9 protein-coding genes and 1 pseudogene are annotated in these 14,289 nt (G+C 44.3%); all 10 read right to left on the bottom strand.

The genetic code is table 11. From position 1 onward, the window contains the following. Positions 1-361, bottom strand: a 361-nt coding sequence (locus tag Q0502_RS18290) for a sulfatase-like hydrolase/transferase (protein ID WP_298653898.1), incomplete at its 3' end; no start/stop codon positions are given. Positions 362-738: 377 nt separating this feature from the next. Next, positions 739-3,285 carry a glutaminase family protein gene (locus tag Q0502_RS18285; protein ID WP_298653896.1) on the bottom strand — a complete coding sequence of 849 codons (2,547 nt, stop codon included), beginning with the start codon at positions 3,283-3,285 and terminating at the stop codon, positions 739-741. Positions 3,286-3,467: 182 nt separating this feature from the next. Continuing rightward, entirely contained in the window at positions 3,468-4,541 is a 1,074-nt protein-coding gene (locus tag Q0502_RS18280) for a family 43 glycosylhydrolase (protein ID WP_298653894.1), read from the bottom strand. A 174-nt stretch (positions 4,542-4,715) separates the two neighbouring features. Next, positions 4,716-6,293, bottom strand: a complete 1,578-nt coding sequence (locus Q0502_RS18275) for an arylsulfatase (protein WP_298653902.1) — start codon at positions 6,291-6,293, stop codon at positions 4,716-4,718. Between the two features lie 160 nt (positions 6,294-6,453). Then, complete coding sequence (locus Q0502_RS18270; RefSeq protein ID WP_298653892.1) at positions 6,454-7,848, bottom strand: sulfatase; 1,395 nt, start codon at positions 7,846-7,848, stop codon at positions 6,454-6,456. 93 nt (positions 7,849-7,941) lie between these two features. Further along, positions 7,942-9,351, bottom strand: a complete 1,410-nt coding sequence (locus tag Q0502_RS18265; protein WP_298653890.1) for a sulfatase — start codon at positions 9,349-9,351, stop codon at positions 7,942-7,944. A gap of 99 nt (positions 9,352-9,450) precedes the next feature. Beyond that, the gene (locus Q0502_RS18260) at positions 9,451-10,959 is read right to left on the bottom strand and encodes a sulfatase (protein WP_298653888.1); all 1,509 of its coding nucleotides are present in this window, start codon (positions 10,957-10,959) and stop codon (positions 9,451-9,453) included. Between the two features lie 107 nt (positions 10,960-11,066). After that, positions 11,067-12,020: a family 43 glycosylhydrolase gene (locus Q0502_RS18255; protein ID WP_298653900.1), complete on the bottom strand. Its 954-nt coding sequence runs from the start codon at positions 12,018-12,020 to the stop codon at positions 11,067-11,069. A gap of 12 nt (positions 12,021-12,032) precedes the next feature. After that, a pseudogene (locus Q0502_RS18250) lies at positions 12,033-13,004 on the bottom strand (glycoside hydrolase family 43 protein); the annotation flags it as partial. Positions 13,005-13,203: 199 nt separating this feature from the next. After that, a partial coding sequence (locus tag Q0502_RS18245) for a DUF349 domain-containing protein (RefSeq protein ID WP_298653886.1) occupies positions 13,204-14,289 on the bottom strand: 1,086 nt, incomplete at its 5' end.

The raw sequence follows: 14,289 nt of genomic DNA, 5'->3' as shown, positions 1-14,289 counted from the left end.
TCAAAGCCCTTGCCATGGAAGGAGCATGATCGGAAAGAAAATCATTCTGTATATTCTTCCGGTTCCCTGCCCTTGTTTGGAGAAACGAGCGTATCCCCCATCGGGTCGGATACATACCGGTCGTCAGTCCTACACGTGACGGCGAACTGATCGGCGCCGCCGTATAGTATTGGGTGAACCTGATGCCTTCGTCGGCAATCCTGTCTATATTTTTTGTTTTTACAAAATCTCCGCCGTAACACGAGAGATCAGAATAACCCATATCATCTACGTAAATAATAATGATATTGGGATTTTCCTGAGCCGTCAGGGAAAAACTGCCGCCCAATAACAGGGACATTGTAATGGGATAATGCTTCATGATTGATTTACTTTACAATAAATTTTAGTTACTACTTTTAAATTTTATTATTTACTCTTTCTCTGCAGACTAATGCTATTACGTCATGGCTAACTAAAACTTGCTGAACTATGCCATGGCGAAGAATAGTATGGTGAAATCAAACTACAAATTAAAGAAAGAAGAGCAGAATCGTATGTCAAAAAAATATCAAAAAACAACACAAATTAATCAAAATAGCGTGATTGAAAATAGAACAGTTATTTTCCTCATAGAATATAATAATTTGTAACATAATAAGAGCAGGCAAACCTTATTGCTAACCGTTTTACCCCAATTAGTAAACCCCAAAAGTCTTATGAACTTTTGGGGTTTACTCTTCTCCTTAGGGTGAATGCCTATTTACTTTTCTCCAGTAATTTCTGTTCCAACATTTTCATAAAATATCCGCCAACAACAGAACGAGCCTTAAAGTTCATTCTTTCAGCAGTTACTGTATCGTGCCAGTCACTGACGGGTACACGGGAAGGAGTTTCATCCGCATATTTATAGATAGGATTTACCAATGCTTCAAAATCGCTCCTTTCACCGGTGAGAACCGCTGTCCATAATACCCAGTCCGATTTGGTATAGGTACGGCGAATATCGAGCGGTAACCCGTATTCATTCTGTTGTGTAAGATAATAAGCCACCTCTTTCCGGGCAATCTCCGGATCAAAGATATTAAACCCTAATAATCTATCCCATATCAGGTTATATTTCTGACTCCAGCTATCTGCCTTGTCAAAGGTGAGCTTATAATGATCGCCGTCACGGGCCATCTTTTCCCATTCAACAGCCATTTCACCCGCAATCTTCAAATATTTCTCCGCTATATCGGTTTTTCCTAACATAAAAGCCAGTTTACCATAGGAGGCAATCCCCATGATCGCTTTGACGGAGAGATTGGCATTATGGGCAAAATGTCCCGCGAAATCATCGGTACAGAGCTGGTTATCGGGATCTAATCCCTCTTCTACAAGGTAATCGGTCCAGATGGTCAATACATCCCAGTGTTGGGCGGCATAATCGGCATTCCCCTCCATTCCGGCAATGGCTGCCGCTAAAATCAACATATTCCCGGATTCTTCTATCGGCATGTCTCCACCATAGGTCTGTCCGTTGGCAATCGGGTAAGTACCCACATCGTGTGCTGCAAAAGGTTTGGTCCATTTTCCGCTTTCGCTGTAGTAGAAAATATGGTTCATCATCCCTTTTACCAACTCGGGGTTATAGATCAGGAATAATGGAGAAGAAGGATAGGTTATGTCCACCGTACCGATGGAACCATTACTGTTATTCTCCTTCGACAAAAACAGGAGTGTCCCGTTCTCGTCTTTTACCAGCTTGTGGGCTGCGATCGCCTGCCGGTAAGCCAGCGCGACCAGTTCGGCATATTTCCTGCCTCCTGCTTTTTCAGCATCGGCCATCATGGCCCGGTTGAAATCGTCACAACGTTTCATGATCGATGCATAGTCCGTTTCCGCACTTTTGAACGCCTGGAAAATATCTACCGTACCATCGTTGGTCCAGTAACCTTTCAGATTCTTCTCAAAATATTGTATGGAGTAAATATCATCGTAGCCCAGCATAATGTATCCGGCTTTATTTTCAGATGTCACCTGCCCAAGGTCACGGCTGTAAGCGAGTACCGTCATCTCTTTCGCTATATTCTCAGAGAGTACCTCCGGCATGGCTTCAGCAATTCCACCGTTTGTTTGGAACGCCTGCTTGGTATTCCAGTAATCGCCGAAATTCAAAGCTGCGTTGTCATTTCCCTCACCGGTCATGTAAAAGTAGCCCCAGTCAATCCGCACATTGTCCCCTTTCTTCTGAAGAAGAGGCTGTTCAACAGTTCCGGTTTTGAGGAAGGTCTTCCCTTCTTTTTCAATCTTTTCGAAACCGACTGCCTGGCTATCATTATTCACAGCCCATTGGGGGGTTGCCTCGAAATAGACCTGCACCTCATGGGATGCTTCGTCTTTAGACCTCACCTGGTAAGTCAGGTAACTTACCGGACGTGAAACAAGTGTCAGGTCTTCCAGCAGTAAAGGAGTAGTGAAGACCACATCGAGTTCTACCGGTCCACAGTCGAACGTATACACCGTTTGTGTAGGGAGCACACTTACCGATTTCTGTTCAGCAGTATGATCAAACGATACTTTGTTCTCTTCTTTCTCATACAGGCCGAAATCCACATATCCGCCGCCCGTCCTGTTATGACAATGGGCGGTAATGATGTTCTCTCCTTTCCTTAGGGTAGCCTTCACTTCGTCGGAAAGTTCCGCTATTACATTGTATTTCCATGAATAGCCGGTCTCTACAACCTGGATACCGTTGATATACAGTTCAAAAATATCATCGTGCGAATAGTGCAGGTAGATGGCTTTACCGCTCAGATCTTCTTCTAAATTGAACGTACGCCTCACCCAGATATCTTTTGTCCGCCAGAGGGTGGAGAGGTTAGGTTCGTTCGGCGTACCAAAAGCCGATTTTCCCGTAGCCCAGGATGCATCATTGAATGTAAGGTTCTTCCATGCATCCCCTGCCGGTTGGTCAAACGTATATTTACCTTCCCATTTTTCTTCACGGGCAGTTGGAAGAACAGGCTTCAGCGGCAGATTCTCTTTCCCCATGAACCGGTATACTTCGCCGTCCACCCTTAAGGCTCCCAGCAACGGGAATTCTTTATCGGTCCAATGCCGGGGCTGATCATCATACAAATTATCCGTATATGACCACGCGTTAAAATAGGGATCCACCGTTACCAAAGGATAAGCCGGTGCACGGAGCGCCGTGGTGAGGTCGGTAGGAATCACGGGGATCTCTTTGCCCTTATTGGTACAGGAGATCGTGAAAGGGAGCATCAACAGGGCAAAAACAATTGGCAAATTAATTTTAGTCATTTTTTAATCTTTAAAAGTAAGCCGTAAGAATAATACGGTAAAAGTATTTTTTTATTACTTGAAAAAAGCAAATCGATTTGTTACTAATGAATTATACACACGGGTAGGAGTGCTCACAGCCGGGCCGGAGCTGAAATAGCCCGCCAGCGTTATAAAAACTACATTTATCCTTTTCATTTCTATCAGAACTTTTGATTTTCATCCGGCCCGGGAGTACCATAGGCAGGATCTTTCGCCCGGATATAGAGATCCCCGTTCTTAAGCATTTTCACTTCTAACGGAACAATGGTTGTTCCCTGCCGATTAATAGTTTGCGCTGTCTCCGAGAGGTCGGTATTTTCAATCCCTTTACTGTTTAAAGGAGGAATATCCCCATTATAGAATGCCGTACACCACCATTTTCCATCTTTTGTCTGAAAAGGGGTGCCATGTCCGATAAATCTGCCTGCAAACTGTCTCGGCCCGTAGGGTCCTTCTATTTTATCCGCTACGGTATAATAGAGGTTATAAGACCCTTTCCTGCCGGTATCGGTTGACCAGGCCGTCCCGAATAATACATATTTGTCTCCTATTTTTTTTACGGTGCATCCCTCATGTCCTATACGGCTTATCATCTTCCCGGGGTTTTTGGGGTCAGGACGGCTTCCGGCAGGCTCTATATAAAGAGGATCGGTTACGAAACGGGTCAAATCGCTGCTGATCTGCGCAATATACGCATTTCCCCAAATGGCATACCATGTCCCATCATCATCCCTGAATAAAGAAGGATCATGCTTTTTATCAAAATTCTCTCCCATCGTATGAGTCCATGGACCTTTTACACTACTATCTCCTGAAAGTACAAAACTGCTGTTTATCTGGGGACAATGCACCAGTATCCATTTATTCCGGTCTTTATCCCAATGTATTTCAGGTGCCCAGATTAAATCCTTGTTCGGACTTTTTATTTTCGCTCTATCCTTATCATTATAATGATAAGTATCTTTTACCGTAAAGGGTGCCTCCTGGTATTCCCAATCTATAAGATCACGACTGCGCCAGATCTGGACAGTTGCACCGACAATGCTACCCTCGAAAAGGCCTTTATTATACGGGTCTCCACTCTCCCGGGGATCTCCGGGATTAGGCGTGGTACCGGTTAAATAATAAAAACCGTCCGGCGCGTACACGATATAAGGGTCGCGTATCCAGTGCTTTTTAATATACAGGGCACGGTCATGTGACTGAAGGCCTGATTCTATCTCGGCTCTCGACATTACCTGAGGCTGAGGTATTTGGGCCTCCGCTCGTGCAAATAAAATTGTTAGCAATATGGATAGTAACAACTTCGGTAATATTATTGGCTTTATTCTATACATACGATTTTTTATTATTTACAACTATGTAGGTACCTTTTTTATATTTATTCTGCTCTTGCTTAATGAGAACATTCAATTCTTTTTTCTTTGGGCTCTTTCCAACTCCTGGATTTTCGCCCAATCCGCTTCAACCATCGAATTCTTTGCCCACTTATGCCACATTTTTTTCATTTTTTCTACCTTGCCCGGCATTTGCCTGGATAGATCACGCATCTCCGTCCTGTCTTTCCTTACATTATATAACTCCCAGTTGTCCGGCTTGTTATCATCCCATGCCATCACCAGTTTGTAATCTCCCAAGCGGACAGCCCTGTTCCCCTCATGTTCCCAAAAAACAGGTTCTTTGTGAACAGGCCTGTCTTTCCCTTTTAGCTGGCTTGTAAAACTTTTTCCCTGCAACGGGTGGATACTGTTTCCCGCGTATTGCTTCGGATACCGGGTTTCTGCCAGATCAATGAAAGTAGCCATGATATCCGGTAAGAAAGCATACTGCCTGAGGATACTTCCCTGGTTTTTTTCAGGGATGCCTTCAGGCCATGAAACGATACAGGGAGTCGCTATCCCTCCTTCATGCATCCAGTGTTTATACTTTCTTAACGGCGTATTGGAAGCATTGGCCCATCCTTGCCCATAGGAAAGGAAATAACCTTCCTCGGTTTCCAGCTGGGCAGCGGGACCCCCTCCCAGCATTCCCCCTTCGGCACAGGCTCCGTTATCGTTAAGGAATATAATGATCGTATTTTCTATTAAGTTATTCGATTCCAGATAATTTATCAATCGCCCGATATTGGCATCCATCTGCTCGACCTGGGCGGCATAGATGGCCATACGCAGATCCATCTCTTTTTTCTTATCCTCATTCAGGCTATCCCAACTTCTGGAATCATCCGGAGGGAGTAAATTACCCGGCTCTATCAACTCCATATCCGTCATTCGGCGGAACCTTTCATTCCTTAGCGCGCTCCATCCCTTCATATATTTGCCTTTGTATTTATCAACGACTTCCTGCGGAGCCTGTAAGGGCCAGTGGGGTGCATTATAGGCTAAATAAAGGAAAAAAGGCCGGTCATTATCTGTTTCTTTGGCTTCCCTGATAAAATCGATCGCATAATCGGTAAAAGCATCGGTAGTATAGTAATCCGGTTCATCTATGGTGATTGCTGCATGATCGAGGGTGATCCCCCTCGGGTGTACCGGCTTGAAAAAGTTAGCGGCTCCCGCCAGGATTCCGTAAAACCTGTCGAATCCCCGCTGTAGGGGCCACTGCTCTTTCTCATGCATACCAAGGTGCCATTTTCCCGTCATCAGTGTGGTGTATCCGGCTTCTTTCAGTACCTCCGCGATCGTTACACTGTTCCTGTTCAGGAAGCCGCGGTAACCGGGGAGGTTAATGTCGAAAGCGACGGGATTCTCCGGGTCATTGGTCATATGCCCTATACCTGTCTGATGGGGATGGAGTCCGGTCATCAGGGATGCCCGGGTCGGGCAACTCCGGCCCGAATTATAGAACTGGGTAAACCGTACTCCTTTCCCGGCCAGAGCATCCAGATGGGGCGTATTGATCTCTCCTCCATAACATCCAAGATCCGAATACCCCATATCATCCGACATGATCAGAATGATATTGGGCCTTTGTGCCATTACATTCATTGCAAATGTAGTGGCTATGGTAACTGCTGATAACTTATTGGTAAATTTCATACGATTATTTTATTTTTCACATTACTGTGTATGGAACTCGCTTTAATTATCTTCTTGTGTATAATGATGTTCATGCTCGTTTCATCCTCTGTGTATTATTGATACGGTATTAAAATATCTCTCCTGTTTCTCCCGGGGAATTCCGGAACTGATGTTCAGTGGCCTTCATTTCCGTGGGTTGGCCTTCGTCGCCACATACTTCCATCCATTGCCTTAAAGCCTTGTCTAACCTTTCAATAATAGGGGCATTCTCCGGCAACCCGGCAATATTTTCCATACAATACCTGTCATTCTCTATATCATAGAGCTCAATAGCGGGCCTATGTTGATACTTATGGGTTATCCAGGCTGCAAACGGATCGTTTTCGCCCACTTCTTTCCATCGCCTGAATAATTTCCCCTCGGTTTCCGTATTCTGAAATACCATATCCGGCGTGAGGTTTACGATGTAACGATACTTCCTATCGGCAACCGCCCGGATCCCATAATACTCACTCCCACTATAAATTCCACGCGTTGTATGTAAAGAGAACGTATATTGCTTGTGCCCGGTCTCTTTAGCGGTCAATACACCCAGAAAACTTTTTCCGTCCAATTCACCTTGTGCTTCCGCTCCTGCCATTTCCAGAAAGGTAGGCACAATATCCACATACTCAACAATGGCATCAGAGGTGGTATTGGGTTGGATAACTCCGGGCCACCTGACGATACATGCCGATTTCACTCCGGATTCATAGAGGGTCCATTTGGCAAAAGGCAAACTATTTCCCTGCTCACTTAAAAAAACTACCGCAGATTGATCTCTTACTTGTCTTTGGTCCAAAATATGGAGTAATTGGCCGAATTCAGCATCCATATAATTTATTTCGGCCAGATAATCACAGAATTTTTCTCTTGTTTCCGGAATATCGACATAAAACGGAGGCAGTTTAATTTTTTCGGGATTAAAAAGGCCGGGATTCCCTTTATTCCATGGTGTATGGGGTTGCCTCGACATGACAAACAGGCAAAAGGGAGTATCCTCCGACTGGCATTCGCTGATAAAAGCGTCAATTGCCTCAAAGTCTATATCTCCTCCCTGTAGGGTATTCACATATAAATCCCAATCAAATACGGAGGACGGTTCAACATGTGATTTTCCGATTAACGCGACTTTATAGCCGGCCGGCTTTAAATGCCGGACAATACTCAGGGTTCCCTCTTTGGCCATCGTATGATTGGGATATGCCCCTGTCTTTACCGGCCATAAACCGGTCATTAAATTATGCCGGGTGGGTGAACTCATCGGGCATGCCTGGTATGCTTTCGTGAACAGCATCCCTTCCCCCGCAAAATCATCGATACGCGGGGTTTTGGAATCAGCACTGCCATAACAGCCTATGTCGTAATAGGAGCAATCATCTGCCATGAATAATACCAAATTGGGCTTTTCTGATTGTTGTCCGAATAACGAACATAGGGAAAGCCCTGTCACGGCCGTAGTGTACATTGATTTTCGTATCATAAGAAATAAGATTTAATACAGGCAATTAGGTCATTCTCTCAATAGTTGTGTTCAATTACCTTAGATACACAAGGCATTATACTTGAATTCGTCCTATCCTTGTTTTTCTGCTCCAACATCTTGCCGCCATACATCAAGCTTTTCGACAAGTTGATCCACGATATCAGGATATTGTGTAGCCACATTATTGGATTCGCTTATATCATTTTTCAGGTTGTATAATTCGCATGTTCCCGAATCATAAAACTGTATGAGTTTCCAGTCACCCGACCGGATGGCTGCGGAAGAACGACCTCCCAGAAAATGTGGTCTTTCAAGCGGATAGTGCCAGTAGAGCGAGCGTTCTGCTAATTTATCGGCCTTACCGGTCCAAAGCGGCCAGAGCGACAAGCCGTCCGGTTGCTGGAACAATTCCTGATCATTGACACCCAACATTTCACAGAAAGTAGGCAGATAGTCGTAAGTAACCACACTCTCATCAATCACCCTGCCTCCCGGGATTATTGCAGGAAAGTAGACGATCTTCGCAATCCGCAAACCCCCTTCATACTGGGAACTTTTTCCATCCCGCAGAGGGGTATTGGAGGTAATGGTAGTTTCCCCTCCGTTATCACTGGTAAATACAATCAAGGTATTATCGAGCATCCCCTTTTCTTTTAACTTCCGGATGATTCTACCTACACCATTATCTATGTCCCGCAATTGTGCGGCGAGATGCGGATTATTTTTTTTTGCCCGGAAATCGGCAGGCCACTTTTTATAGGGATCATTTTCGGGATTATTCTTCGAGGGATCGCTGGTACCCGCTCCCGGTTTACTCCTGAAATAATCCACATCTTCCGGTTTTCCCTGCACCTGAGTGTGCACGGCATAGTGACTCAGATAAAGAAAGAAAGGGGTCTTATTACTTTGCCTGTCAATAAACCGAATGGCTTCTTCATTCAAACGATCCACCAGGAACTCCTTATCTCCTTCGAGCAATTTCTCCACGTCTTTATTGAAATGATAGGGGTGAAACCAGGTACCATCGGCAATTCCTTCATTTTCCGAGACAATGACCTCATCAAACCCATGTTTATCGGGAGAAGATTCATAAGGAGCACCTGCCCTAGTATAGCCTGTCTGATGCCATTTACCGATCAGACCTGTATTATATCCCCGGCTTTTGAAGACTTCGGCAATGGTGGTATAATCCTCATTGAGATGCTTGGTATCATTCGGACGCAGATAATCTATGATACCGGTACGTGGCGGATACAAGCCTGTCATAAGGGCTGCACGGGTAGGAGAACTGACTGTCTGTGCAGCATAGGCGTTGGTAAACCGTATGCCGTTTTTCGCAAGTTCATCGAGATGGGGTGTTTCGTTGAATGAGTTACCATAACAACCCAACTCTGCATATCCCAGATCATCGGCTAAGATAAAAATTACATTCGGCGTTTTTTTACCGGTCTCAAAGGAAGCGAGCAATGCAGGCCCGATCCCGACGGCCGTTAACGTCATCCATATTTTATTTGTCGGTATTTTCATTGTAAACTATAAACTACATATAATTCTTATCAATTGGCGGATTCATGATTAATCCAATAGCCGGCCTTTCAATTACCACCTCTTTGCTTCGGGATGGGTTGCAAGAATCTTTTGCATGCTCTTAACGACCTTCGATTCCTTATCGGCAATATTCTTTGTTTCTAATGGATCATTCTTGTAATCGTATAATTCATAGAGTACATCTTTCGAATCCTCCCTGTTTTTCCATTCTACTAACCTATATCTCTCAGTACGAATAGCCCTTCCAATATATTTGCCGTGAGGATAGGCATGATAGGCATGATCCCTTATTCTTTTCTCCGGATCTTTCAAAATGGGCACCATACTTAATCCGTCGATCGGTTGCGGTGTTACTGGTTTCCCTAATCCGGCCAGTTCCGTCAGCGTAGGATAAATATCCACTGTCTCGGCCGGTTGTCCGGTAGATGTTCCGGGCGTAGTTACGCCGGGCGCGACCACGATCAAGGGTATCCTGTTGGCCTGCTCATAGTTGGTATGCTTTGTCCAATATCCATGGTCGCCCAGATGCCAGCCATGATCACCCCATAATACAATAATGGTATTATCAAGCATATCGAGCCGCTCCAGTTCATCCAGCAGGCGACCGACTTGGGCATCCATATAACTCATTGAAGCGTAATACCCATGTATCAGTTTTCGTGTCAGTGAATCGGCATAAACATATTGTCCCGGAGGAATGGGTTTAAACTGGTCGATCTCCCCTCCTCTCTTGGTAGCCATTTTCGGGGCATTCTCGGCATCTTTCTCATATTCCGGCATAGGGAGTTTATCCGGGTCATACATATCCCAGTATTTTTTAGGGGCGCTGAAAGGAAGATGCGGACGGACAAAACCGACAGCCATAAAGAAAGGCTGGTCCGGCTCTTTTTTCAATTCCCGTAATCTGTCAATTGCCTTCCTGGCCACCCGCCCATCGGCATATGCTTCATCCACCACATCAAGCGCTTCCCAGGCTGCCCCGCGTGGTAGTCTTCCAATCTGGGTATCGGGAAAAAAGAGGCGTGTATTTTCAAAAAGCGCTTCCTCACGGGTTAACTGGCGGTCCGTACTTTCCGGCAGCAGGTACTCAATCAATTTATCCGAATGGTGAGGGATGCTCCATGAAGCTTTATCGTCCGTATTACCATGACCTACATGGAATACTTTCCCTATAGCTTCGGTATGATAACCCGCTTTTATGAAGAATTGGGGCAAAGTGACCGCATCAGGATAAACATCCCGCAATTGACGTCCGAAATTGTAGAGTCCGGAAGTGGTGGAACGGGCTCCTGTCAGCAAATTATAACGGGAAGCCACGCTTACGGCCTGATTACAATAGGCCATGTCGAACCTGACGCCTTGGCCGGCCAGCCTATCGATATTCGGGCTCACCGCTACATTATCACCATAACATCCTAAATTGGGTTTCAAATCATCCACAAGGATCATCAAAACATTCCGGGGTTTCTCTTCTGTGACCTGTTGGGCCTTTGTCAGGCCGGGAACAGTACTTACTCCTCCAATAAGTAATAACTTATTTAATTGTTTCAGGTAACGCATTTTAATTCACTTTTATTTATTTTTCATATGATTTCCTATTCCTGGGGGAGAATGATTATCAGAAGTCTACCTCTGAAACATTGTCCGGTAATTCCTACCATATATAGTTAAAAAAATGGTAAGCCTTCTTTCCAAAAGACCTCTTTGTTCGAAATATACCAACTTTTTCCTTTATCCTTATTCCCCTGATAGAACAGGTATGTCCTGCCGTTAGGATCTGTAAATATATGGGGATGCCCCGATTCACTCTCGTTCCACTCCCCCGGTTTCCCATTAGGCAAGAATGGTTCATTAAACAATCTTTTCCATGTCAGCCCGTCATTGCTAACCGCCACTCCCACTTGTTGAGGCCAGTTGTTGTAAGCCCCGGCATAAAACATATACATTCTGTTATTTTGTATTGTAATGGAAGCACCTTCTATACATTCACCCTCCCAGGGTAATTGTGGAAACAGAATAGGCGCATCGACCGGTTGTTGCCAATCTTTCCTGTTAAAATTTGTTTCTTTTGGGGCCACTGCCACGCCCAGCATCTGTATTTTGAAATCGGGATCACGCGTGGCAAAATAGAGGAAATATTGATCATTGAACTCATATACTTCCGCATCAATTGCCCGGCCGCAATTCCACTCACCCTCAGCCCTGAAAATCGGATTGGTCTTGTTACGTTCAAACCGGATCCCGTCTGAAGAAAAAGCGTGACAAATAGCATCATTACGCCCATTCCCATAAGTCTGATAAAAGAGATGCACCGTTCCATCCCTCACCAAGGCACCGGGAGCGCATAATCCGTTTTTCTCATACGCTGCCTGCGGGTCGGGAATGATTTCTCCTATTTTCTCCCACGTTATCAGATCCTTGCTTTCTGCAATTCCTATATTCCACCCGGAGTTCTCGTTCCCCTTCATCGGAGGAATAGAATAATACATCAAATAACGTCCGTCAAAATACACAACATGGGGATCTTTGGAAAAAGGCACCCCGGTACGTGAAGTATCTCCGAACATCATCTGTTTTTTCTGTTGATTTCCTTCAGACTGATTAGTCACGAGTAACGGTATTTCATAATTCGGGTCGATAAACAATTCATCCACACCGTTGACATCCCTGAACCCAACCGCGCTGATAAACATATTCCGGGGATGGATGGCCGATTCGCTCTGATGAGCGTGAAACACTATCTTCCAGTCGCCTTTCTTGTCTTTGAACATAGCGCTATGTCCTACCCCCACCAAATTTCCCGGCTTCTGCAATAACGGATTATGGGGATACTTTGTCCATTCGCCCATGATATCGGTAGCAGTGGCGCAACCGATCCCATAGAATGGGCTTTCATAACTGTTCGCAGAATAGGTCAGATAATATATTCCTTCATGCTTGATCACAAACGCCCCTTCATTTACCCGTGGCCACACTTTTTCCCACTCCTGCGACACATGAATACAGGGATGCAACGTTTCTTTCTTGATGGTCATTAAATCCTCTTCGAGTTCAGCGACCCAGATATTCAATCCGTCATTGAACCGGTCAAAGAAAAGATACGGAGTTCCGTCGTCATCAATAAACAAGGAGTTGTCGATTGATTTTTCACCCTCTAACATCGGCTTTTTTACTTCCTGTATGAAAGGCCCCAAGGGCGAGTCTGAAGTTGCTACACAAATATGTGCTTCGGCAGAATAATACATATAGAATTTGCCGTTAACATAATACACTTCCGGGGCCCAGAACCACTTGTCCCCATAGGAATTGTCTTTGTGCAACGCCAGCCTGTCCTCCGGATTGGCGGCTCTTTTCCAGCTCTTCAAATCCTCGGAGGTCATCACCTCTATCCCGTTTGCAGCACCAGTACCATATGCATAGTAGATATCGTTGTGCAATAAAATGAACGGATCCGCCAAAGGGACCAGTGCCCTGCTACTAATACCTCCCTCGTTATGTGTATTATTGTCAGGATTACTTCTACAGGGAATTACCGCGATCAGGCAAAGCATCAAAATAATCAACAGATTTAATTTTTTTTTCAATGATTCAGATACTCGTTTCATGTGTTTAATTTATTATGAACAGACCACTCAAAATAACAGTTTATTATTTTATTACATTAAAATTTCCGTATCAATAAATACCAAAAATGTATCAATAAATTTTTAAAACTGTGAAACAGTTCCTTACGCAGAAGATGTAAAAAAGCGACCAGATGAAATATCCGGCCGCTTAATAATTATCTTTCACCACAGCGTATCGTTATAATTCTTCTTCGATTGCCCTTATCTTCTTCTCCAATAGGAGCAATTCCGATTTGATCTTTTCCACTTTCTGATTCATATCGTCCAGCAGATGATTCCCTTTTTTGGAAGATACCGAAAGGAATCCGATATTATTTTCGTAGGTCTGCAATTCATTTTTTATGCGTTCATACTGGCGTACCAGTTTTTCACGTTCCCTGAAAAGCTGGCCTTTTGAATTATCCGATTTAGCCATATCGGAAATCGTACTCTTGTAAGCTTCCAGTTTCCGTTCGGCCTTACCGATATTTAATCTGTCGAACTGGGCTTCCGTGACATCATAAAACTCTTTATAAATACGGTCTTTCATTTTATAAGGAACATGACCGACCTCATACCATTGATCCATCAACTCATGGAGTTTGGACAAAGCCTCTTCCGCCTCCAGAGAGGTATCCAATTGATTTATATTCTCAATGATCACTCTTTTTTTCTCCAGATTCTTTTGTTCCTGTTCATATTGGGAAGAGGTATTCAATTTCTTCTGTTCAAAGAAGTGATCACAAGCTGAAATAAACCGTTTCCAGATACTGTCGACATATTTGTGCGGAACGATACCGATAGTTTTCCACTCTTTCTGGATATCGATCATTTCCCGTGTCGTATTTTTCCAGTCATGACTGTCTTTGAGGATTTCAGCACGTTCACAGAGGGTAATTTTTTTCTTGAGGTTCTCTTCCATCTCCCCACGAAGAGATTTGTAAAACTCATTCTTGCTTCTGAAAAAGAAGTCACAGGCAGCCCGGTAGCGTTTATAAATCTTTGTATTCCATTTTCTTGGTACAAATCCTATCTGACGCCATTGCGATTGGATATCAAGCACCTCTTTTACCTTGTTGTTCCAATCTTTGACAGATTTGAGCTGGCTATAATCAATTGCTTCGAGTTTTTCACACAGAGCGGTCTTTAATTCCAGATTGTCATTTTCTTTCTCCCTTAACTCCTCGAAATGAGCCTGGTATTTTTTATTGATCTGGGTCGACGCTTCTTTAAAACGGTTCCAGATAGCTTCCCTTTCCTTTCTGGAAACAGGGCCGATCTCCCT

Origin of the sequence: uncultured Proteiniphilum sp., from assembly GCF_937873925.1 — a bacterium.
Classification (GTDB): Bacteria; Bacteroidota; Bacteroidia; order Bacteroidales; family Dysgonomonadaceae; genus Proteiniphilum.
This window is presented reverse-complemented; position numbering and strand designations above follow the sequence as displayed.